27 protein-coding genes and 2 pseudogenes are annotated in these 22,865 nt (G+C 50.7%); 11 read left to right on the top strand and 18 right to left on the bottom strand.

The window, feature by feature from the left end:
- Positions 1-8: 8 nt before the first annotated feature.
- Positions 9-278, bottom strand: coding sequence for a hypothetical protein (locus tag NM96_09430; protein AVR79523.1), 270 nt, complete (start codon positions 276-278; stop codon positions 9-11).
- A gap of 332 nt (positions 279-610) precedes the next feature.
- On the opposite strand from NM96_09430, the gene NM96_09435 reads away from it, so the two are divergent.
- Positions 611-1,594 carry an IS110 family transposase gene (locus tag NM96_09435; protein ID AVR80315.1) on the top strand — a complete coding sequence of 328 codons (984 nt, stop codon included), beginning with the start codon at positions 611-613 and terminating at the stop codon, positions 1,592-1,594.
- Positions 1,515-1,775 (top strand): hypothetical protein, encoded by a 261-nt coding sequence (locus tag NM96_09440; GenBank protein AVR79524.1) that lies wholly within the window; start codon positions 1,515-1,517, stop codon positions 1,773-1,775. Before NM96_09435 ends, NM96_09440 begins: the two co-directional genes overlap by 80 nt.
- On the opposite strand, the gene NM96_09445 is transcribed toward NM96_09440, so the two are convergent.
- From NM96_09445 to NM96_09460, 4 genes are all read right to left on the bottom strand, one after another.
- The gene (locus NM96_09445; GenBank protein AVR79525.1) at positions 1,663-2,220 is read right to left on the bottom strand and encodes a hypothetical protein; all 558 of its coding nucleotides are present in this window, start codon (positions 2,218-2,220) and stop codon (positions 1,663-1,665) included. The genes NM96_09440 and NM96_09445 overlap by 113 nt on opposite strands.
- Positions 2,221-2,301: 81 nt before the next feature.
- Positions 2,302-2,967, bottom strand: a complete 666-nt coding sequence (locus tag NM96_09450) for a DUF1449 domain-containing protein (protein ID AVR79526.1) — start codon at positions 2,965-2,967, stop codon at positions 2,302-2,304.
- A gap of 227 nt (positions 2,968-3,194) precedes the next feature.
- Positions 3,195-3,677, bottom strand: a complete 483-nt coding sequence (locus NM96_09455) for a peroxiredoxin (protein ID AVR79527.1) — start codon at positions 3,675-3,677, stop codon at positions 3,195-3,197.
- A 68-nt stretch (positions 3,678-3,745) separates the two neighbouring features.
- Complete coding sequence (locus tag NM96_09460; GenBank protein AVR79528.1) at positions 3,746-3,973, bottom strand: hypothetical protein; 228 nt, start codon at positions 3,971-3,973, stop codon at positions 3,746-3,748.
- 132 nt (positions 3,974-4,105) lie between these two features.
- Between NM96_09460 and NM96_09465 the strand changes: the two genes are divergently transcribed.
- Together NM96_09465 and NM96_09470 are read left to right on the top strand one after the other, a co-directional pair.
- A complete protein-coding gene (locus NM96_09465; GenBank protein ID AVR79529.1) occupies positions 4,106-4,450 on the top strand; it encodes a hypothetical protein in 345 nt (114 codons plus the stop codon).
- A gap of 49 nt (positions 4,451-4,499) precedes the next feature.
- On the top strand, positions 4,500-4,949 hold the full coding sequence (locus NM96_09470; protein ID AVR79530.1) for a PepSY domain-containing protein: 450 nt from the start codon (positions 4,500-4,502) through the stop codon (positions 4,947-4,949).
- Positions 4,950-5,072: 123 nt separating this feature from the next.
- Here NM96_09470 and NM96_09475 read toward each other — a convergent pair whose 3' ends face one another.
- The 7 genes from NM96_09475 to NM96_09505 form a co-directional block, all read right to left on the bottom strand.
- Positions 5,073-5,600, bottom strand: a complete 528-nt coding sequence (locus tag NM96_09475) for a hypothetical protein (GenBank protein AVR79531.1) — start codon at positions 5,598-5,600, stop codon at positions 5,073-5,075.
- 108 nt (positions 5,601-5,708) lie between these two features.
- On the bottom strand, positions 5,709-6,371 hold the full coding sequence (locus NM96_09480; protein AVR79532.1) for a hypothetical protein: 663 nt from the start codon (positions 6,369-6,371) through the stop codon (positions 5,709-5,711).
- 42 nt (positions 6,372-6,413) lie between these two features.
- The gene (locus tag NM96_09485) at positions 6,414-7,175 is read right to left on the bottom strand and encodes a hypothetical protein (protein AVR79533.1); all 762 of its coding nucleotides are present in this window, start codon (positions 7,173-7,175) and stop codon (positions 6,414-6,416) included.
- A gap of 81 nt (positions 7,176-7,256) precedes the next feature.
- Positions 7,257-7,547 (bottom strand): hypothetical protein, encoded by a 291-nt coding sequence (locus NM96_09490; GenBank protein ID AVR79534.1) that lies wholly within the window; start codon positions 7,545-7,547, stop codon positions 7,257-7,259.
- 109 nt (positions 7,548-7,656) lie between these two features.
- Positions 7,657-8,421: a hypothetical protein gene (locus NM96_09495; protein AVR79535.1), complete on the bottom strand. Its 765-nt coding sequence runs from the start codon at positions 8,419-8,421 to the stop codon at positions 7,657-7,659.
- A 127-nt stretch (positions 8,422-8,548) separates the two neighbouring features.
- Positions 8,549-9,049: a hypothetical protein gene (locus NM96_09500; protein AVR79536.1), complete on the bottom strand. Its 501-nt coding sequence runs from the start codon at positions 9,047-9,049 to the stop codon at positions 8,549-8,551.
- Between the two features lie 67 nt (positions 9,050-9,116).
- Positions 9,117-9,302 (bottom strand): hypothetical protein, encoded by a 186-nt coding sequence (locus NM96_09505; protein AVR79537.1) that lies wholly within the window; start codon positions 9,300-9,302, stop codon positions 9,117-9,119.
- On the opposite strand from NM96_09505, the gene NM96_09510 reads away from it, so the two are divergent.
- From NM96_09510 to NM96_09520, 3 genes are all read left to right on the top strand, one after another.
- Complete coding sequence (locus NM96_09510; GenBank protein ID AVR79538.1) at positions 9,293-10,735, top strand: metalloprotease TldD; 1,443 nt, start codon at positions 9,293-9,295, stop codon at positions 10,733-10,735. The genes NM96_09505 and NM96_09510 overlap by 10 nt on opposite strands.
- A 164-nt stretch (positions 10,736-10,899) precedes the next feature.
- Complete coding sequence (locus NM96_09515) at positions 10,900-13,173, top strand: RNA-binding transcriptional accessory protein (protein ID AVR79539.1); 2,274 nt, start codon at positions 10,900-10,902, stop codon at positions 13,171-13,173.
- A 145-nt stretch (positions 13,174-13,318) separates the two neighbouring features.
- Positions 13,319-14,386: an addiction module protein gene (locus NM96_09520; protein ID AVR79540.1), complete on the top strand. Its 1,068-nt coding sequence runs from the start codon at positions 13,319-13,321 to the stop codon at positions 14,384-14,386.
- A 207-nt stretch (positions 14,387-14,593) separates the two neighbouring features.
- Here the strand turns inward: NM96_09520 and NM96_09525 are convergent.
- Positions 14,594-14,710: pseudogene (locus NM96_09525) on the bottom strand (NAD(P)H-flavin oxidoreductase).
- Here NM96_09525 and NM96_09530 point away from each other — a divergent pair.
- The gene (locus tag NM96_09530) at positions 14,663-15,670 is read left to right on the top strand and encodes an IS5/IS1182 family transposase (protein ID AVR79541.1); all 1,008 of its coding nucleotides are present in this window, start codon (positions 14,663-14,665) and stop codon (positions 15,668-15,670) included. The pseudogene NM96_09525 and the gene NM96_09530 sit on opposite strands and share 48 nt — an antisense overlap.
- Here NM96_09530 and NM96_09535 read toward each other — a convergent pair.
- Positions 15,639-15,773, bottom strand: a pseudogene (locus NM96_09535) (IS110 family transposase). The gene NM96_09530 and the pseudogene NM96_09535 sit on opposite strands and share 32 nt — an antisense overlap.
- Before the next feature lie 31 nt (positions 15,774-15,804).
- On the opposite strand from NM96_09535, the gene NM96_09540 reads away from it, so the two are divergent.
- A complete protein-coding gene (locus NM96_09540) occupies positions 15,805-16,080 on the top strand; it encodes a hypothetical protein (protein AVR79542.1) in 276 nt (91 codons plus the stop codon).
- A gap of 53 nt (positions 16,081-16,133) precedes the next feature.
- On the opposite strand, the gene NM96_09545 is transcribed toward NM96_09540, so the two are convergent.
- From NM96_09545 to NM96_09560, 4 genes are all read right to left on the bottom strand, one after another.
- On the bottom strand, positions 16,134-16,976 hold the full coding sequence (locus NM96_09545; protein ID AVR79543.1) for a class II glutamine amidotransferase: 843 nt from the start codon (positions 16,974-16,976) through the stop codon (positions 16,134-16,136).
- A gap of 192 nt (positions 16,977-17,168) precedes the next feature.
- Positions 17,169-17,837, bottom strand: coding sequence for a hypothetical protein (locus NM96_09550; protein ID AVR79544.1), 669 nt, complete (start codon positions 17,835-17,837; stop codon positions 17,169-17,171).
- Between the two features lie 331 nt (positions 17,838-18,168).
- Positions 18,169-18,507, bottom strand: a complete 339-nt coding sequence (locus NM96_09555) for an iron-sulfur cluster insertion protein ErpA (GenBank protein ID AVR79545.1) — start codon at positions 18,505-18,507, stop codon at positions 18,169-18,171.
- Positions 18,508-18,715: 208 nt separating this feature from the next.
- Positions 18,716-19,408, bottom strand: a complete 693-nt coding sequence (locus NM96_09560; GenBank protein AVR79546.1) for a phage repressor protein C — start codon at positions 19,406-19,408, stop codon at positions 18,716-18,718.
- Between the two features lie 294 nt (positions 19,409-19,702).
- Here NM96_09560 and NM96_09565 point away from each other — a divergent pair, with 294 nt between their 5' ends.
- Together NM96_09565 and parC are read left to right on the top strand one after the other, a co-directional pair.
- The gene (locus NM96_09565) at positions 19,703-19,981 is read left to right on the top strand and encodes a hypothetical protein (protein AVR79547.1); all 279 of its coding nucleotides are present in this window, start codon (positions 19,703-19,705) and stop codon (positions 19,979-19,981) included.
- Positions 19,982-20,440: 459 nt separating this feature from the next.
- The gene (gene parC, locus NM96_09570) at positions 20,441-22,750 is read left to right on the top strand and encodes a DNA topoisomerase IV subunit A (protein AVR79548.1); all 2,310 of its coding nucleotides are present in this window, start codon (positions 20,441-20,443) and stop codon (positions 22,748-22,750) included.
- The last annotated feature ends 115 nt before the right edge of the window (positions 22,751-22,865 follow it).

Here is a 22,865-nt window from a genome sequence, read left to right on the forward strand (position 1 = left end):
TCCCTGAGCTACGCAACGGTTGTTTGCCTTGGTCGGATGCGGGTGGCGGCCTGGCGGTTTGTTGCTATGATACGGGTGTTTCGATATACAAGGTCGGATTCTTGAATCCGACAATTTCGGTTAGGTGCAATACGGTTGAAACGGGGCGGTTCGTCGGATTCGAGAATCCGCCCTACCATTTCTGTTTTTTGCAAACCGTAGCGTGGGCTTTGCCCGCGGCCTACTGTCGTTTGAATCAAACGATCATCCGAGATGTTTGCTTCGTGGGCGAAGCCCACGCTACGGACTACTTGAGAGGTGTCGGTTCAGACGGTTTTTTGGAATTTGAGGTCGTCTGAAAGGTTAAAAATCTGGGGTTTTAAAGATAGGTCGGATTCTTGAATCCGACAATTTCGGTTATGTGCAATACTGATGAAACGGGGCAATTTGTCGGATTCAAGAATCCGACCTTGTATATCGAAACACCCGTATCATAGCAACAAACCGCCCGCCGCCACCCGCATCCGACCAAGGCAAACAACCGTTGCGTAGCTCAGGGAGCGGCCGGGCAACCCATCGACACAACCGGACAGTTGCCAGACAACACAACCGAATGCAAGGCAGGTTTATGATGAGTACCCAATACAACTGTGCAGGCATCGACATCGCCAAACGAAACTTCGTCATCGCCGTTTCGTCTTTGTCTAAAACCAAAACCGAAACCAACAACCCCAAAGGTATCGCCCATACCATCGAATACCTTAAAAAACACAACGTCGCCCTCGTCGTCATGGAAAGCACCGGCGGTCTCGAAATTCCCGCCGCCAAAGCCATCCACCGCGCAGGCATAGCCGTGATCATCGCCAACCCGCGTCAGACGCATCAGTTTGCCCAATCGCAGTCGCTGACCAAAACCGATGCCAAAGATGCCCAAATGCTCGCCTTCTTCGCACAGATGATGATGCAGAAAGAAGATTGGCAAACCATGCTCTATCACCCGCCCACCGAAGCGGAGGAAGTGTTGGAGGCATTGGTCAACCGCCGCAACCAACTGGTGGAGATGCGGACTGCCGAGAAAAACCGTCTGCATCAGGTTCACGAAACGCAAGTCGAAAGCGTCAAACAACTGATTGCCCATTTTGACCGTCTGATTGACGAATTGGACAAACAAATCGACGACCACACCCACACGCATTTTGACGACAAAGCCAAAGTGGTGGAACAAATCAAAGGCATCGGTTCGACAACGACGGCTACGCTGATGGCGATGCTGCCCGAATTGGGACGGCTGTCGCACAAACGGATAGCGAGTTTGGTCGGCATTGCCCCGCATCCGAGGGAGAGCGGGGAAACCAAATTCAAAAGCCACTGCTTCGGCGGAAGGTCTGCGGTGCGTAAGGCGCTGTATATGGCTACCGTGGTAGCGACACGTTTTGAACCGCTTATTCGGGATTTCTACCAGCGCCTGCTGTCCAAGGGTAAGCCGTATAAGGTTGCCGTTACGGCATGTATGCGCAAACTGCTGACGATATTGAATGCCCGGATGCGTGATTATTTTGCCGGGAACGGTACCACCGAAAACGGTATCACCGAAAACGGTATCCGAACGGCTTGATTTGAGTTTTGGTATTTTTGCCCGACGGGGTGAAAAATACAGTTGCTACCGAGCTTATACCTTGAATATCACTGCCAACCTGTTAATTCAATCAATGCGTTTCGGGAAGCTGTTGTACAAATATTGTGTCTTCCTAAGCCCAGCAGCCCGCCGATTAATGTTGTTCCTTTGCGTTCGGTAATCAGACTGACTCCGATGATGTCACTCATATGTATACGGTCAAACTTCCTGTAAGCCCCGTCATGTCCGCCTTGATAACGGATGCGTCCGAATGCGCCGTAAATAATCAATTTTTCGCGATCAATATAAATCGATTTCCGGGTCGTCAGCCCGCACCACCAACGTTCCACGCGCCACAACCACAATAGCGTGAGCATAATAGCCAGCAGCCAAGTCATGTTGCTTGAAAGCGATAGATCCATCCATTTCACTATCTTCAGCCAGAGACCGCCTACGCCGATGAGGCCGAACAAGAAAGCAACCAAGGGTTGAAACAACAAACCTCTGAATAACGAATGCTGAAACAGCAGCCCGTCGCCGACAACGATGACACCTCGCGGCAGCTTGTTTTTCAACGCTTCGATGCGGGATTGCATATCACGCTCGGACTGCGACAAATGATCCATATCTATCCCCGTTTTGTTTTTCTAATTAATTGATAAAAATGATGGTTCATTGCAAACCGGCGTTTATCTGTTCAGACGACCTCAATCCACCAAGCTCCCGCTCGGGTTCAAAATCGCCTTAAACGTATTCCCCTCCAGCGACACCAGCAACACCGCGTCGCCCTGTTTCAACACTTCGTCGGAATCCGGTTCTGCCATTACATAATGCTGTTGACCATACACATCCTTCACCCGCACCTGCGCCGCGCTGCCTGCCCGCGCTTCGCCCAGCACCACTGTGCCGATGCGTCCGATTAGGCTTTCCTGCGAAACGGCGGTGGTTTCGTCTTTGGGCATGATTTTGTACAGTCCGCCCGCCGTCAGGCGCACCAGCGGCAGCGAAAGGAACCATACGGCTACCGCCGCCAGCCATCCGTTCAGATAGCTGCCGAACACGGCGGCAAAGGTCGTCTGAAACAGGTAGCCCGTCAGTCCGTACACGGCAAGGAACACCACCATCAGCATCAACACCGGCACGCGCCCGACATACAACCAGCTCAGAAACCTGACGAACACGCCCGCGTCCGCAGCGTCCAGCCCGACTTCGGCGTGCGCGGTTTCGGTCAGGCTGTCGGGCAACAGGTTGTCCAGCCAGTCGCTGATGCCGCCCGCCAGCATGGAGATGACTTCCAACACGCCGAGCAAAACCATCAGCGCGATGGCGATGCCGAAGATTTCCGTTTCGGGGGCGTTGATTAAATTCCACATATTCCGTTCCTTGTTCTGTCAACTTTCAGACGACCTTAAATAGACTGCTTGCGAAAATTTGAATGTTTGATTGCCGTCATTCCCGCTCAGGCGGGAATCCAGAAGTTTGAGATTACGGCAATCTTCAAATAATACTTCTGAAGAATCGAGGTCTGGATTCCCGCCTGCGCGGGAATGACGGCATTTAGATTTGACCTATCCGTGCATCCCAAACAGACATTCGGTTTTCAGACGACCTCTTCGCTCTCAATCTCAGCGCGGCATTCAATTGGAAAGTTGACCGAGTTGGCGATGAAACACAGGCGGTGCGCTTCGTGGTGCAGTTCCAAAGCCTTGGCGCGGTCGCTTCCTGCGGCGATGGTAACGCGCGGCTTCAACACGGCGGAGACGAAACGCCCCGCGCTCCCGCCACCGCCTTCGTCCATCACCGCGTCGGCATGATCGGTGTAGGCGGTAACGCAGATGCCCGCGTCGGCACACAGGTGCAGGTACCATAATTTGTGGCAGGCAGAAACGGCGGCCAGCAGCATTTCTTCGGGGTTCCAGTGGCCCGCATTGCCGCGGAAGGCCGGGTCGGCGGAACCGTGCAGGTCGGGCTTACCCTCGGCGGAAACGGTAAAGTTGCGCAAATAAGCGGTGTAGGACGAAGTGCCTTCGCCGAGATTGCCCGTCCATGTTGTCACAGTGCGGTAGGTGTGTTTTTTGCTCATTTTGACATTCCTTTCAATTATTTACTGTTCGCGGCAATAAAAACGGTATCCGCCTTGAAACGCCGACTCTAGTTGAGCCAGGCATAAGCCGATGCGCCCGCCGCCAAACTGATGCCCAGCCACAGCAGGATTTTGGTTTCCGCCCATACGTCTTCCCAATATTTCCCCCGCAGCGCGCTGATGATTTCGGGGGTGAAACAGAATTTTACGCATTCGACAAATTCGTCCCAATCCTTAAACAGCAGGACATAAAGCACTGCGGCGGTTATCAAGGCAATCAAAACAGCAAAAATCATGGGATTATCCCTATCCGTTTTCAGACGGCCTGTGCGTACCGTAAAGAAAGGTCGTCTGAAACCGCTCCTAACTTTTCCCTAAGTCCTGCGTGTTTAAATGTCTATACCGACAACAGACGCAAAGGGAACGAAATGAAACATTCTCAGTCGCAATATACAAAGCCGTCCAAACCGCTTTTGAAAAAACTGCTGCTTCCTGTCGCCGCTGTTTGCGCCATTTTTCTTGCAGCAGAAGGTTTCGACCTTTACGAAGACTACGTCCAATACCGCATGGAAACCGACCCGGCGTTCGCGCAACACCACGACCGCGCTTTGTCCATCCTGCACGGCAGAGGCTACGAAGTCCACGATTCCGACACCGACCTCTATTGGGCAAGACCCGTTTTGGAATTTGAGGCCTACAAAGGCAGCTTGGAATACAAAATCGTGATGTCTTATCCCGATTTAAACATTCTCGTAGAACGCGTCGATTTATAATCCGCTTCCGAATATTCTTTACTTACCCCACGTCCCGAAAGGATACGACATGAAAAAACTCTTACCGGTATTACTCTTAGGCAGCATCGCACTGACCGCTTGTGCCGCCCCTTATCCTTACGACTATTACGATGACGACTATCGTACCGACCGCTACGAGCAGCGTTATGACCGTTACGATGACCGCTATGATGATCGTTACAATGACCGCTATGAGCGCGATTACGACCGTAATGACGACTACCGTTACCGCGACGGCAAGTATTACGATGACGACTACATCGAACACCAAATTTACAGCGATCCGTCCTTCGAGCAAAAACGCGCGCAAGTCATGCGGATACTCGAACGACGCGGCTACCAAGTTCACGAAATCGAAGCCGACGACCGCCGCGGCCGCCCCGTATTGAAAGCCGAAGCCTTCAAAAACGGACGCGAATACGACATCGTTTTCTCATGGCCGGATTTGCGGATTATCAGCGAACGCATCGACTACTGATTTGTTCCGCCATACGCCGCAAGGACAAGCTCCGCGCGGCGTTTTTCTTTTCAGACGACCCTTTCCGACAAAGGAGGTCGTCTGAAAACTTATTTCCCCGCCTTCAATTATTACATCTGTATTTTAGTGTACCTTTGGCAGACGGTTTACGGCAAAGTGCCATTCATCGTCTCCCATAATGCCGAGAAATCCGAAGTCTTGTAGATTCAAGCGATCAGCAAGTTCTGCCCGTAAGTTATCAAACTCCGCTGGAGGAGGCTTCGGAACACTGCGCCACGTCATCGGGACATCGGAAATTTCTTGCACAATAAGCACAGGATGGCAGACATTTTTCGGAATCAGCGCAATCCTCAGGCAAAAGTTAGTTTGTCCACAACGGCAGAATGCAGATGCAACACCTTTAAATTCGCCAAGAGTAAGGGAATATGGTTTTTTACCGACAAAAATTTGTCCGTCAGTATGAAAAATGATCGAAATCCCCCTATTCTGACGCCATAAGAAATACAACATCAGAAGCAGTACGATAGCGGACAAAACATAAAACCAGTTTGGAGGATTGAAAACCGCTAACACAAACAGAAGAATGCTGCCTGCCGCTGCCACAGGGCGAAACAGGGAATGCTTCCGAATTAGGACAAAGGGTTTGTGCATAAATAATACCGTTCCCATTTACAATTTAACGAAGCATTTCCTGTATCAACCTGTAACCTTCGTACCGTTTTCAGACGACCTTTCCGACAAAGAAGGTCGTCTGAAAACTTATTTCCCCGCCTTCAGTGCCGCCAATCGTTCGGCAATACGGTTGTTGCGGCTCAAGTCTTCTAACTCCTTCAATTTTGCCAACTGCGCCGCATCGGTGCTGCTGTGTACTGCGTTCTGACGTCCCATCACGCGGTCGAAAGCGTTGCCGCTTTTTTCGGCATCACGGGCGATGCGGTTGAGGTCGCTGCCGCCTGCCGCTTTGCCTACACCCGCACTTTGCTGCGCGGCACGCCAGTCTTGCAACTGCTGCTGCATCTCGCGTTTTTTCGCCTGCAAGGCGGCGATAAAGCCCTCAAGTTCTTTTTCCTGCGCGGCACAGTCGGCAATGGTGTTTTCCAAAACAGGCAGACGCGCTTCGATGTCCATTTGTTCGGCGATACCCGCCTCGGCAAGGTCGTCGCGTCCAGCGGCTACGGCGGCTTGCAGGTTGGCATCGATGGCTTCGTGGCGGTTGCTCTCGTCCGCCATTTTCTTGGCGGCAAGGTGTTTCTGCGCCAACACTTTGCCCAATTCGGCACGCACTTCGTCCACCGCCCACTCGATTTCGCGGATGCTCTCGTTCATGACCGCCTCAGGCGCAAGGTTCTCCGCCGCATCAATCAGGGCATGAAAACCGCCGCTCACCAGACGGCCCACTCTGCGGGATAGGGTTTCGCTCATTTGGATTTTCCTTTCTTTATAAAATCATGAGAAATATTGTGTTTAGCGGGCATTTGATTGTGCCAACCAGTCGTAACATTGCTCCCATGACAATGTTTCGTTTTCGTCTTCTTTGCCTTCCAGCAGGGCTTGTTCTAAAGCTCGTCTGAATCTGGCGCGGGTATCCGGGTGGGCAAACCAAGCCGACAGTCGGGCGGCGAATTGCGTTCTATTCGGACAATGCTCGGGCAGATAGCAGACTTTGTACCAATCCGGCTCGTCGCTTCCATACGGAATGTCTAAGTACAAATCAACAAAATCGCGTAAAGCTGCCGTTTTATCCGCCTGTTCCGTCCAAACTGCCAGCAGTTCGTCGACAACATCCAATCCGGCAAATTGAAACATATTCAGCCAAACGACTAAGCAGCCTTCGTAGTGTGGCGCAGTCAGTTGCGAGTCAAACCAAGCGGCGGCGAAACGTTTTAACCAATCGATTTCTTCTTTTGTCCAGCATTCGGGCAAATCGCAACACAACTTATCGAGCAACGTTTCATCAAGCGGTCGGACATCTTCGTCGTTGACCAAAGCCTGCAAAATACGCGGCAGAAAATGTTTCATGTCTAAAGCCGTCGCAGCTCCTTTGTCCAAAGGCACGCTGCCCAAATACGCCTGCAACATATCGACAGGAATCTCGTGTAACGGATATTCCAACAACGCCTGTTGGAAATCTTCGGGAGAGCAGCTGTTGCAAGTGCAGATATTCAGCGGGAAGCGCACGCTGTAAGGTGCAAATAATTCATATGCTTCTGCTATCCATTTTTCCATCTTGTTGCCTTGCCTTTGATGTTGGACATGGGTGTTCAGGAATGAGAGTGAAGGGGATTTCAGACGACCTCAAACCTTACACTACTTGCTATGCGTGATTTCTTCCAGCCGACCGTTTGCTCCGATAACGGCGCGGAAATTACCGCCCAGTGCTTTAGGTGGTTTGCCGCTGATAATCCAATGTTCCCCGTCTTTTTTCACCCGATACGGCTTTTGCGCTTGAGTGGTTTGTTCACCGTAATGCTGCGTCACATAAATTTCGGTCAGCCGCAGGACTTGCTGCTCAGTAACAGGTTGTACGCCGCCGTCCGCGCTCACTGCCAGAGAGGGATAGATGAACATACAGGTCAGAAGCCAATGATGGATTTTCATTTTTCAGTCAGCCTTCCATTTACGCCTCATGTATTGATATTCTTTAACTCATTTGGTCTTAATACAAAAGGTTGCTCTCTGCATTTCTCAGCCATTTGTGCCATATCGCTTACTCTCCATATTCTGTTGAACGCCAATTGATTTTACACATTTCTTTATCGGAAATTTCCTGATATTCAAGACCTGCCAAACATCTTTTTTCCCAATCTAAACATTCTTGCTTGTTGATAATCAAAAATTTTGGCTCTTTCCCTGCTAAAACACTTCGACAAGCAATACGGCGACGTTCAGCAAACTGATCATCCACATTCTTATAATGTGGCAAATACATATAGCAGAACTTCTTCTCGTTCTTTGCCATACATGCCGTCAACGGATCTGCCTTCTCACGCCCTTTCCATCCTGCCTCGCCAGCCATTGCGCTACCTAATACGAATTCCACCTGATGGTTCGGATAAAACGCCACCGTAATGTCTTCGGGTTTCGTATATTCAGGCAACTGCGCCGTATAACGGTACGTCGTCTCGTCGTCAATCGCACCCGACCCCTCTTGCCATAAAACGGTATATTTCAGATCCGGATGCCACTTGAGGGGAAGGTTCGCGCAACAATTAATGCCGCCTCCCGCAAGGGCGGTCAGGTTGTCACCGCCAACAGGATAATAACCGTCCATATCGATGGGGTTATTCGGATTCTCCTTGATTTGAGGATCGGCTTTACCGCCCACGTCATAAAGGCTGAAGGTAACGCCCCTATCGGCGTTGTAATTGACGCTGCGGACGGAAACAGGGACGCTGCCGGACGGTTTGGGTTCAGCCTGCGTGCAGGCTGACAAAAATAGGGAAAACAATAACAAATAGGGGTAGGGTTTCATTAAGTATTCCTTAAAAATGGGAACAGTAGCCTGAAAAGAGATGTCAGACAGCTTCTTGATAATCAAATTTACTCATTAAAACCATGTCATCTGTACCCCATATTTCAGTCAGCCTTTCGCTCAAGCTTTAAACCTCACCCGCCTGCTGCACAATCTTCGCCAGTTTCAAAGTGTTTTCAAGCTGTTGTAGTACGGTATCGTCGTATGCCGCGCCTTTGCCGGTTACGGCGAGCTGCAAGATGCTGTCGGTCAGGCGGACGATGCGCCACATCAGTTCGCGTTCGTATTTTTTCAAACTGTCGAGGTCGGCTTCTTCGGGCAGGTCGGCGGCGAGCGTCGCGCCTAAGTCGGGCAGCTGCTCAAACAAGCGCGCGACGATATGCGAATGCGCCCCCGCCTGCTTTTCCGCGTGCAGCACGTCATGTTTCGCCGCTTGGAAAAACTGCTCCTGCGCCGTCAGCGCGGAACCGTAATCGCGCGTCTGCGTATGCGCCAAACGCGCCTGCTTGAGCAGCTCGCGGATTTTTTCAGACGGCGTATTCGCGCCTTCGATTTTTAATTCTGCAATAAAATCAGCGTCTTCCTGAGTAATTCTCACGCTAACGGGGATACGGTTTGTCGCATTCATATTCGTTTGATTTGTTTTGTATTCATTTGAATACAAATGTACAACATGAAATGACAATATGCAATGTTCAAAACAGTTTAATTATGTAAATACCGGCCATCTGAGAAATCATCCCTATCCGCCCCTTGTTTTCAGACGACCCTAACCCCTTATAAATACAAACAATCGACATATCCAAAGCCATAACAAATGCCGTATAATCAAGCCCCAAGTTTACCCAGCCCTGAAGGTCGTCTGAAAACCATGCACTCAACTTACGCTACCGTACAGCGCGATTTGCTAGAAGCCAATCACCTTTCTCCTGAGCTGCTCGCCAAAAGCCTGAGCATCATCGGTGCGCATCACATCGATTACGCCGACATCTACTGCCAGCGCACTGCTTTTGAAAGCTGGCATTTGGAAGAGGGTATCGTCAAATCGGGCAGTTTCCAAATCGATCAGGGCGTGGGCGTACGTGCCGTTTCGGGCGAAAAAACCGCTTTTGCCTATGCGGACAGTTTGTGTATCGATTCGATTAACCGCTCCGCCCAAGCCGTCCGCGTTATCGGTGCGGCAGGCGGCGAAGCTTCTGTCAAAGTGCCGTCCGCCGCATACGGCAAATCCGTTCATGCGACGCTGAATCCCATTATCGGTCTCGACTCCGCTGCCAAAGTTGCTTTGTTGAACAAAGTAGAAACGCTTGCCAAAGCCGCCGATCCGCGCATTGTGCAAGTGATGGCGGGGCTGACCTGCGAATACGACATGATTTACATCGCCCGCCTCGATGGCAGGCACGCCGCCGACATCCGTCCGATGGTGCGCCTGAACGTTACCGTCATCGCCAAACAGGGCGACAGACGTGAACAGGGCAGCGCGGGCGGCGGCGGTCGCTACGACTTGGCTTATTTTGATGAAACTTTGGTGCGACAGTTTGTCGATTCCGCCGTCAAACAAGCCCTGATTAATCTCGAATCCCGCCCTGCGCCCGCAGGCGAAATGACCGTTGTCTTGGGCAACGGCTGGCCGGGCGTGTTGCTGCATGAAGCCGTCGGACACGGTTTGGAAGGCGATTTCAACCGCAAAGAAACCAGCGTCTTTTCAGGCAGAATCGGCGAGCGCGTTGCCGCCAAAGGCGTTACCGTCGTTGACCAAGGAGACATTGCCGACAGGCGCGGTTCGCTCAATATCGACGACGAAGGCAACGAAACACGCCGCACCGTATTGATTGAAGACGGCATCTTGGTCGGCTATATGCAGGACGAAACCAACGCCCGCCTGATGGGTACGCAATCCACCGGCAACGGCCGTCGCGAAAGCTACGCCTCCGCCCCTATGCCGCGCATGACTAATACCTTTATGGAAAACGGCGGCTACGAACCCGACGAAATCATCGCGTCCATCGATAAAGGCATTTACGCCGTCAATTTCGGCGGCGGACAGGTGGACATCACCAGCGGCAAATTCGTCTTCAGCGCATCCGAAGCGTGGTGGGTCGAAGGCGGCAAACTGCAATATCCTGTCAAAGGCGCGACCATCATCGGCAACGGGCCTGAAGTGTTGAAACATGTTTCCATGATAGGTAACGATACTGCGTTGGACAGCGGTGTCGGCGTGTGCGGCAAAGATGGGCAAAGCGTTCCTGTCGGCGTCGGACAACCGACCTTGCGGATTGATTCGGGACTGACCGTCGGCGGTAGCGAGATTTAAGACAATTAAAAATAAAACGTCGTCTGAAAACTGTATTTGGGGTTTTCAGACGACGTTTTGTTTTCAGAAGGTTCAGGACTAAGCTTCATATTCAAAACACAATCTTCGCCTCCGCCCTCCTCTTCCATTGATATAATAATCACTTTTTCAGACGACCTTTCCCCATGAACATCACCCAAATCCTCTCCCAAGAACTCTCCGCTACCGCCGCGCAAATCACCGCCGCCGTCGAGCTTTTAGACGACGGCGCGACCGTGCCGTTTATCGCCCGCTACCGCAAGGAAGCCACGGGCGGGCTGGACGATACGCAGCTGCGCCAGCTTGCCGAGCGGTTGCAATACCTGCGCGAGTTGGAAGAGCGCAAAGCCGTTGTTTTAAAAAGCATTGAAGAGCAAGGCAAGCTTTCAGACGACCTCAGGGCGCAAATCGAAGCTGCCGACAACAAAACCGCGCTGGAAGACCTGTATCTGCCCTACAAGCCCAAACGCCGCACCAAAGCGCAAATCGCGCGCGAACACGGTTTGCAGCCGCTGGCGGACGTGTTGCTTGCCGAGCAGCCGCAGGACGTAGAAGCCGCCGCGCAAGGCTACCTGAACGAAAACGTTCCCGACACCAAAGCCGCGCTGGACGGCGCGCGCGCGATTCTGATGGAGCAGTTTGCCGAAGACGCAGAACTCATCGGCACGCTGCGCGACAAGCTGTGGAACGAAGCCGAAATCCACGCGCAAGTCGTTGAAGGCAAAGAAACCGAAGGCGAAAAATTCAGCGATTATTTCGACCACCGCGAACCCATCCGCGCCATACCCAGCCACCGCGCGCTGGCGGTTTTGCGCGGCCGCAACGAAGGCGTGTTGAACATCGCGCTCAAATACCAGCCCGACGACACGCCGATTACGCAGCAAAGCGAATACGAGCAAATCATCACCCGCCGTTTCAAGGTTTCAGACGGCCACAAATGGCTGCGCGACACCGTGCGCCTGACTTGGCGCGCGAAAATCTTTTTGTCGCTGGAACTCGAAGCCTTAGGCCGTCTGAAAGAAGCCGCCGACACCGACGCGATTACCGTGTTCGCCCGCAATCTCAAAGACTTGCTGCTCGCCGCGCCCGCCGGACGGCTGACCACGCTGGGTCTCGACCCCGGCTACCGCAACGGCGTGAAATGCGCCGTGGTGGACGACACGGGCAAGCTGCTGGATACGGTCATTGTCTATTTGCATCAAGAAAACAATATGTTGGCAACGCTGTCGCGCCTGATTAAACAACACGGCGTGAAGCTCATCGCCATCGGCAACGGTACCGCCAGCCGCGAAACCGACAAAATCGCGGGCGAACTGGTGCGCGGAATGCCTGAAAGCAGCTTGCACAAAATCGTCGTTTCCGAAGCCGGCGCGTCGATTTATTCCGCGTCCGAACTGGCGGCGCGCGAGTTCCCCGACTTGGACGTTTCCCTGCGCGGCGCGGTGTCCATCGCCCGCAGGCTGCAAGACCCGCTTGCCGAGTTGGTCAAAATCGACCCCAAATCCATCGGCGTGGGGCAGTATCAGCACGACGTAAACCAAAGCCAGCTTGCCAAATCGCTGGACGCGGTGGTCGAAGACTGCGTGAACGCCGTCGGCGTGGACGTGAACACCGCCTCCGCCCCACTCTTGGCGCGGATTTCCGGTTTAAATCAAACCCTTGCCCAAAACATCGTCGCCTACCGCGATGAAAACGGCGCGTTCGACAGCCGCAAAAAATTGCTGAAAGTACCGCGTTTGGGCGAAAAAACCTTCGAGCAGGCGGCAGGCTTTTTGCGAATTAACGGCGGCAAAGAACCGCTGGACGCGAGCGCCGTCCACCCCGAAGCCTATCCCGTCGTCGCCAAAATGCTGGCGCAACAAGGCATTACCGCCGCCGAACTCATCGGCAACCGCGAGCGCGTAAAGCAAATCAAAGCCTCCGACTTCACCGACGAACGCTTCGGTCTGCCGACCATTTTGGACATCCTGTCCGAGCTGGAAAAACCCGGCCGAGACCCGCGCGGCGAGTTTCAGACGGCATCATTCGCCGAAGGCATCCACGAAATCAGCGACTTGCAAGTCGGCATGATACTCGAAGGCGTGGTTTCCAACGTCGCCAATTTCGGCGCGTTCGTGGACATCGGCGTCCATCAGGACGGCTTGGTGCACATCTCCGCCCTGTCCAATAAGTTCGTCCAAGACCCGCGCGAAGTCGTGAAAGCCGGCGACGTGGTGAAAGTGAAAGTGCTGGAAGTCGATGCCGCCAGAAAACGTATCGCGCTCACCATGCGCTTGGATGACGAACCAGGCGGCGCAACCAAAGGTAACAGGTCGTCTGAAACCCGACATCAGGAACGCCGCGACCGCAAACCCCAACGCAACGACCGCGCCCCGACCAATTCGGCGATGGCGGATGCGTTTGCGAAGTTGAAGCGGTAACATTAGTCTGAAGTGCTATTTAAAGTAAAACCGTTTTGAAACAAATAAATAAAATTAAATTGTAAAAAAAATCCCGTTTTTTTATCATATCGAAGCGATATAGCAAAAAAATGGGATTTTTTTATTAATTAACCGAAAACCTAAAATGTACTCGATCGAACAATTCCCTCCCGAAGCAGACCTCGAAACGGTCCCTGTCTTGAAAAAACTGAATTCCGCACATCGTTATCTGGCCGAATTAAAAGGTATCTGCCGCAGCATTCCCAACCAAGGCATTCTGATTAACACGCTGTCTTTGCAGGAAGCCAAAGACAGTTCCGAAATCGAAAATATCATTACCACCCATGACGAACTGTTCCGTGCAGGAATATCGGCAAGCCCGTCTAGCCCTGCCATCAAAGAAGTGCAGAATTATGCTTCAGCACTGCATTGCGGCTTCGGCCTTATCCAAAAACACGGAATGCTGACTAACAATCATATTTTGACGATACAGGCCGAGTTGGAAAAGAACCATGCCGGATTCCGCAAACAGTCGGGGACGATGCTGAGAAACGACCGTACCGGCGAAACCGTCTATACGCCGCCGCAACATACGGACGACATCATCCGCCTGATGAGCAGATTGGAAGCATTTATCAACGACGACAACACGGAAAAACCTATCGACCCGCTTATCCGCATGGCGCTGCTCCATCACCAGTTTGAAAGCATTCACCCGTTTTACGACGGCAACGGCAGAACAGGCAGGATTATCAATGTGCTGTATCTGGTTTTAACCGGATTGCTGGATATTCCAGTCTTATACCTCAGCCGCTATCTAGTACGGAACAAAAGCGAATATTACCGCCTGCTGCAACACGTACGCGATACGGGTGAATGGGAAGGCTGGCTGCTGTATATACTGGAAGCCGTGGAACAAACCGCCAAGAACGGCATCGATACCGTGCAGCAGATCCATCAGGCGATGCTGGACTACAAACACCGCATCAGGGAAAACTTCAACTTCTACAGCCAAGACCTGATTAACCACCTGTTCAATCATCCCTACACAAAAATCGATTTCCTGATGAAAACGCTGAAAGTTTCCCGCCCCAGTGCCGCCAAATACCTGGACGAACTGACAGAAGGCGGATTCCTGCACAAAGAAAAGATAGGCAGAAGCAACTACTATATCAATATCGCGCTGATGAATATTTTATTACCAACTGATTGATAACATTTGAAACTTACCCAATATCGAATCAATATATTGCTTACCTGACGCCCGATGGCTTATCGATACGAACAGGCGTATAGTTTGAGATATTGCAAACCCATCATCACCACCCAAGGAGTCCAAACTATGAAACCTGTTTTGTTTGCCGCACTGATTTCCTGTTTTTCCGTTGCTGCCTATGCGGCTTGCGCCGACAGCCAGCAGCAGTGTGAGACCTTTGCAAAATTCCCCAAAATCCCCTAAATTCCCACCAAGACATTTAGGGGATTTTCCATGAGCACCTTCTTCCAGCAAACCGCACAAGCCATGATCGCCAAACACATCGACCGCTTCCCGCTATTGAAGTTGGATCAGGTGATTGATTGGCAGCCGATCGAACAATACCTGAATCGTCAAAGAACCCGTTACCTTAGAGACCACCGCGGCCGTCCCGCCTATCCCCTGTTGTCCATGTTCAAAGCCGTCCTGCTCGGACAATGGCACAGCCTCTCCGATCCCGAACTCGAACACAGCCTCATCACCCGCATCGATTTCAACCTGTTTTGCCGCTTTGACGAACTGAGCATCCCCGATTACAGCACCTTATGCCGCTACCGTAACTGGCTGGCGCAAGACGACACCCTGTCCGAATTGCTCAAACTGATTAACCGACAACTGGCCGAAAAAAACCTAAAAGTAGAGAAGGCATCCGCCGCCGTCATTGATGCCACCATTATTCAGACTGCCGGCAGCAAACAGCGTCAGGCCATAGAAGTCGACGAGGAAGGACAAGTCAGCGGCCAAACCACACCGAGTAAGGATAAAGATGCCCGCTGGACAAAGAAAAACGGCCTCTACAAACTCGGTTACAAACAACATACCCGTACCGATGAGGAAGGCTATATCGAGAAACTGCACATCACTCCTGCCAATACCCATGAGTGCAACCATCTGTCCCCTTTGTTGGAAGGCATTACCGAAGGTACGACCGTCTATGCCGACAAAGGCTACGACAGTAAGGAAAACCGGCAACATCTGAAAGAGCATCGGTTGTTAGACGGCATTATGCGCAAAGCCTGCCGCAACCGTCCGCTGACGGAAGCGCAAACCAAACGCAACCGATATTTGTCGAAGACCCGTTATGTGGTCGAACAAAGCTTCGGTACGCTGCACCGTAAATTCCGCTACGCCCGGGCAGCCTATTTTGGTCTGCTCAAAGTGAGTGCGCAAAGCCATCTGAAGGCGATGTGTTTAAACCTGTTGAAAGCGGCTAACAGGCTAAGTGTGCCTGTTGCCGCCTAAAAGGCGGCCCGGATGCCTGATTATCGGGTATCCGGGGAGGATTAAGGGGGTATTTGGGTAGAATCAGTGGATATTTGAAACAAAAACAGCCGAAAATCTTTGTTTAGGTTTCGGCTGTTGGGGGAAAGGCTTTTTTGCAAAGGTCTCAGTGTGTGATTTATAAAAACGGCAATGTGGCGACTGAAGGCGGCTGTTCGGTCAACAAGTGTCAGAATGCCGATGCGCAGGTGTTGAAGTGGAAGCTGAAAAACGGTAAAGGCGTAACCGTGGAAATCGGGAAAAACGGCAAAGTTTTGGTGAACAAAAAACCGGGAGCGAAGGCGAACAACAGCAACGCGGCAGGCATGGGCTTGACGTGTTATGCCGCCGATGCGGACAAGCGTGAGCAGTTCTGCTCGACCAATTATTGATACGACCAGCATGAAAAAGGTCGTCTGAACATTTTTCAGACGACCTTTCATATTTATACGGATACACCGACTGCGCGGGCAATTGCCAACCCCTCTTCCGCGCTCATGTAAACAGGGCTTTCCGGGCGGTCGCTGCGGACAATATCGCCGTCTCGGAACATGACTAATTCATCAACAGCTAATTGCGACCAAGTTTCGTCTCGGGTCAAGGGCAGTGTGGCAATAACGGAGACTTTGTCATTCGGGGTGGTAACTGCGGAAAAATCGACCATCACGTCATCATCCAAAAGCCGTGCCTTGCCGAAAGGAGCTTTACGCACGATATAGTGCAGCAGCGTACTGGCATGTGCAAACAGGCAGTCGCCGTTGGACATCACAAAATTGAACAATCCGAAGCGGCGAATTTCGTGAGTTAGCGCAGCAACGGCATCAAACAAAGTATCGGAATCAGGTTTCTCAGCAAAGCGGCTGCGAAGCCGGTTGAGGATATAACAAAATGCACGTTCGGAGTCGGTCGTACCGACAGCATGGTAATACTCGCCTTGTTCCGGATAAAAATCAATCAAATGCCCATTATGCGCAAAGAGCCAATATTCGCCCCACATTTCACGCATAAAAGGATGGGTATTGGCCAAAGAGGTCTGCCCTTGCGAGGCTTTACGGATGTGGGCGATGACGTTTTCAGATTTAATTTGATAGGCGCGAACCAAGTCGGCAACCGGGGAATTTGCGCTGGGCTTATCATCGTGAAACAATCGTACACCTTTCCCTTCAAAGAAACCGATACCGAATCCATCGGCGTGATGGTCGGTAATGCCGCCGCGGCGGCGGAAACCCTCGAAGGAAAACATAATGTCCGTTGGGGTATTACAGTTCATGCCGAGCAGTTGGCACATAATTTTGACCTTTATTGTTTTAATAGGAATAGAATAGTCGGATTATGGTACATTGGACAATCCGTTTCAATAGACACGATACAGTATCCCCACAAAATCAATACAACTCTTCATAGCAGGACATCACAATAATAAAAACCGGATTTCAAAATGAAATCCGGTCTACGATATATTCAAATTTAAAAGCATTCATCAAAGGTATTTGGCTGCCAAATATCCTGCCGCCACCAAGCCGAACATAGCCAACACACCCAAAACAGAAACCAGAACAATCATATTGCGTTTGGAAGTAAGGGCTTCCAGTCTAGGATCCTGCCCCAACTCCTGCCGCAATTTGCTTTCAAGTTCGGCACGGATTTCTTTCCGCATCAACTTCTCTTCCCGCTCTTTTTCAAGTTGCAATTTATGAGCGATTTCAGCTTGTTTTTTATGCTCAAACGCCACCTTTTCCTGCCACTCAATACGTTTACGCTGGATGATTTGCTCGGTTGCACTGGCAAAATGGAAATGGCAGACGGCACATTCCTCTGCTGCCACATCCTCCGTAATCGTCATACAAACGGGACATTGCTTTAAAGACGCCTCCTCGTTTTCACCTTCGTCCTCACTTACCTGCAACTCCATGGACTGACGCACAATAACATCAAGCCCCAAGTAGTTGAAATACTGCTGCGCATTCTCGCGCTCATCCTGCGTACAATTCTCGGCAATAATCGCTTGCGGACGTTCAGAAAGTGCCTGAACCAAATCTTCTGCTTCTTTTTCCGGCAAGTTATCATATAGGCATGCATTGATACGCTCATGATCGACATCTGGCGGATAAGAAACATAAACATCGTAAAGTTTGTCAGAGTTTTTCATTGTTATCCTAGAACAAACCGAACTTTTAATCCCATTCACGGAAACCGGCTTGATTTTGCTTATACCATGATACACGGCAGCGATCCGTCAACCTATCATCTGACTTAGACACTACTCCCGAAACTTCCTAAATTACCCAACTATCTGATAATTAGCTTTGGGTATGCAACCTATCGGCACCAAGCCGAATGTAAATCAAATAACAGATAGTACATGAGTAAATATTCCCAAAGGGAATTATAGATTATAAGACAGATGATTTTTATTGGAAAGCAATTACAAACGAAAGGCCGTTTGTATAAACAAACGGCCTTTTTTATCTACATATGGCTCAAACTGAGAAGGATGACCCGCAACCGCAAGTCGTTTCTGCATTCGGATTACGAATAACAAATTGCGATCCTTGCAAACTTTCAGTGTAATCAATTTCCGCACCAACCAAATATTGGTAGCTCATCGGGTCCACCAAGAAAGTCAGGCCGTTTTTCTGAATTTCAAAATCGTCATCATTTTTGATTTCATCAAAAGTAAAACCATACTGGAATCCCGAACAACCTCCGCCATTAACAAACACGCGTAATTTCAAATCGGGATTGTTTTCTTCTGCAATCAAATCGGCAACCTTGGTACAGCAGCTATCAGTGAAAATAATTGGACTTTCGTCTGACATGATGTGTTTCCTTTTATATGAATATTTTCGATATTGTCCTGCAAACCTTAACCTAAAGCAAGTCTGCCCTCAGATTGACCGGCATCAAGAGTTGCAGCTTCACGGACTTCTCCATGCAAGATGGAGTCCACTTCTATATTTATCAATAGAGATAAAAACCATAAACCACTACTTAACAAGTCGTCTGAAAATACAAGGACTACACCATTCAAATATTTCGCCCGAACCACTCGACACGCCCGATAATGGCAACATCGTCAGTCAAATTATTCAAATCAATTTCAAAAGTCGGATAAGCCTCATTGGCGGAAATCACATTCACCACCCCGCCTGGCATCAGCTGTAATCGTTTTACCAACAAATTCTCATTAAGCCTCAAAACGTACAGCCCATCCTTCGGCGCAGTCTCAGCATGATTGATTAAAATAGTATCCCCATCATTCAAAACCCCTTCCATAGAATCCCCCTTGACCGAAATAACGGAAAGGTTTTTAGTATCACGGGTAACATAATTTTCTACCCAATACCGACGGAATGCCATGGTAAAAACAGGTTTTTCATCACCTACTAACCGCCCATGTCCGGCGGCAGCCTGAATATCATAACGCGGAACAAAGACAAACTCGTCGATATCAACCGGATTACCCAATGTATCATAAGCAACTGCAGTAGAAGACGGAACTTGCGCATTAGGGAACGGACTCCCCTCCCCAGTCAACAGCCAGTCAATACTGCAACCTTTCAGTTGTTTGATTTTTTTTAGAGTTTCCGATTTCGGCAAACCGCCTTCGTTCCAAATCCTACTAAATCCCGCAATGGTCATATCAATGTCTGCGGCAATTTTGGCTTGGCGCGCTTCGTCTTTCCACAAAAACACCAATCTGTCTTTAAATGTATCCATATCAATCCTCAGGCTGAAATGCGCCTCCTACAATGAAGCACTTGTGGGTTTATTTTACCTTAGTTTTATTAAAAATGTAAGAAAAATATTAGTTGAATTAAGAAAAAGTATTGCATTTTTTGTTTTTGCTTAGTATGATTCTTCTAACGCTTCAAACAAACCAGGCCTTCCTCAGCCATAATCAGGTAAAACATGGCATATATTACGATGATTGTAATCAGATTTTCATGAAGCAAAGGCTGTTTGACACAAGCAAGTAAGAAAAATCTTAGTTTCATTTGATTGGAGGATATAATGACCCGTTACCGTAAAAATGCATGGCTCGCCGTTACTGCCTTCGTTTTAGGATTTTTGGCATTCCCTTACAGTTATTCAGAAGCCCATCAATCTTCCGAACAACATCTCTCTGCCGAGATGTGCGACCGCCTTAGCGGAATGGCCTCCGACAAAATGGACGGTATCCAATTATCCGTCGCCCAAGAATGCGATACACTCGAAGCCTCACACGATTGGGAACAACAATACGGCGGGTTGAACGAACACGAGATAATTGCAGGCATTGTGTACGAATAACTGCTGCATTTCCGGAACTGTGCAGTTTTATAGAATGCCGATACCTACTTTTTCAAACCAAAGCTTTTCAGACGACCTTCTATGTCGTCTGAAAATACTTTCTCCGACCCAACTAGGCATTTATATCCAACGTACAGGCATGAGGCTAACAAACCGGTTGGATCCGTACTGAAATATTGACCACTACTGTATATTTAAGGGTCGTCTGAAAATTTTCAGGCGACCCTTAATGTCTAAAATTCTATAAACTTCCCGCCAATGCCCAATCAAAACTCAGTACAAACTGCCCTTCTCTAACAGAAACCCCATTTTTATAGTGGATTAAATTTAAATCAGGACAAGGCGACGAAGCTGCAGACAGTACAGATAGTACGGCAAGGCGAGGCAACGCCGTACTGGTTTAAAGTTAATCCACTATACTTTACAATATCGCCCTTTACCTTTATTTCCAGCTTCCTTATGAACGAACACGTTTCCGTCCCATCCCCCGTCGGCGAAGACTACCTGTTGTTAGGTCAGTACGCCGAACGCGCCTATCTCGAATACGCCATGAGCGTGGTCAAAGGCCGCGCGCTGCCTGAAGTTTCAGACGGCCAGAAGCCCGTGCAGCGGCGCATTTTGTTTGCCATGCGCGATATGGGTTTGACGGCGGGGGCGAAGCCGGTGAAATCGGCGCGCGTGGTCGGTGAGATTTTGGGTAAATACCACCCGCACGGCGACAGTTCTGCCTATGAGGCGATGGTGCGCATGGCGCAGGATTTTACCTTGCGCTACCCCTTAATCGACGGCATCGGCAACTTCGGTTCGCGCGACGGCGACGGGGCGGCGGCGATGCGTTACACCGAAGCGCGGCTGACGCCGATTGCGGAATTGCTGTTGTCCGAAATCAATCAGGGGACGGTGGATTTCGTGCCGAACTACGACGGCGCGTTTGACGAGCCGTTGCACCTGCCAGCTCGTCTGCCTATGGTCTTGCTCAACGGCGCGTCAGGCATTGCGGTGGGCATGGCGACCGAGATTCCGTCGCACAATTTGAACGAAGTCACGCAGGCGGCGATTGCGCTATTGAAAAAGCCAACGCTGGAAACCGCCGACCTGATGCAATATATTCCCGCGCCCGATTTTGCCGGCGGCGGTCAAATCATCACACCGGCGGACGAATTGCGCCGGATTTACGAAACCGGCAAGGGCAGCGTGCGCGTGCGTGCGCGTTACGAAATTGAGAAACTGGCGCGCGGGCAATGGCGCGTGATTGTGACCGAGCTGCCGCCGAACGCTAATTCCGCCAAAATCCTTGCTGAAATCGAAGAACAAACCAACCCGAAACCGAAAGCAGGTAAAAAGCAGCTGAACCAAGACCAGCTCAACACCAAAAAGCTGATGCTGGATTTAATCGACCGCGTGCGCGACGAATCCGACGGCGAACATCCCGTGCGTCTGGTGTTCGAACCGAAATCCAGCCGCATCGATACCGATACCTTCATCAACACACTGATGGCGCAGACTTCGCTGGAAGGCAATGTGTCGATGAACTTGGTGATGATGGGGCTGGACAACCGCCCCGCGCAGAAAAACCTGAAAACGATTTTGCAGGAATGGCTGGATTTCCGCATCGTTACCGTAACACGTCGTCTGAAATTCCGTTTGAACCAAGTGGAAAAACGACTGCACATCCTTGAAGGTCGTCTGAAAGTCTTTCTGCACATTGATGAAGTGATTAAAGTCATCCGCGAATCAGACGACCCGAAAACCGATTTGATGGCGGCGTTCGGGCTGACCGAAATCCAAGCCGAAGACATTTTGGAAATCCGCCTGCGTCAGTTGGCGCGTTTGGAAGGTTTCAAACTCGAAAAAGAATTGAATGAATTGCGCGAGGAACAAGGTCGTCTGAATATCCTTTTGGGCGACGAAAACGAAAAACGCAAGCTGATTATCAAAGAGATGCAGGCGGACATGAAGCAGTTCGGCGACGCGCGCCGCACGCTGGTGGAAGAAGCCGGACGCGCCGTGCTGACGCAAACCACCGCCGACGAACCCATCACGCTGATTCTGTCGGAAAAAGGCTGGATACGCAGCCGTGCCGGACACAACCTCGATTTGAGCCAAACCGCATTCAAAGAAGGCGACCGCCTCAAGCAAACCCTTGAAGGCCGTACTGTTTTGCCCGTCGTCATTCTTGACTCATTGGGCAGGACCTACACGCTCGATGCCGCCGAAATCCCCGGCGGACGCGGCGACGGCGTGCCGGTTTCATCGTTAATCGAGCTGCAAAACGGCGCGAAACCCGTCGCTATGCTCACCGGACAGCCCGAACAGCACTACCTGCTCTCAGGCAGTGGCGGCTACGGCTTCATCGCCAAACTGGGCGATATGGTCGGACGCGTGAAAGCAGGCAAAGTGGTGATGACCGTGGATAGCGGCGAAACCGTCCTGCCGCCGATTGCGGTTTATGCCTCTTCGCTCATCAACCCCGACTGCAAAATCGTACTGGCAAGTAGCGACCACCGCCTCTTGGCGTTTTCCATCGGTGAACTCAAAGTCATGCCCAAAGGGCGCGGTTTGCAGTTGATGTCGCTGACCGACGGCGCGTCTTTGGAGCACATCCTCGTTACCACGTCTGCGGAATTTATCGTTGAAACCGTCGGCAAACGCGGTGCGGCGCATCAGGAAAAATTGCGCATTTGCGACATCGACGGCAAACGCGGCAAAAAAGGGAAGGTTTTGGACGTATCAGGTCGTCTGAAAACCTTGTCCGCTGCCTCCGCATAAACAACAAAAAGGCGCGGTAACACATTGAAAACCTAGAAAACACGGTCGTTTTATGTTATGCTGACAAAATTAAAAAAATATTTACGACCGTCTGCGGAAATATCGCAGAACGATT

The organism is Neisseria mucosa, assembly GCA_003028315.1.
In the GTDB taxonomy this organism is placed as follows: Bacteria; Pseudomonadota; Gammaproteobacteria; order Burkholderiales; family Neisseriaceae; genus Neisseria; species Neisseria mucosa.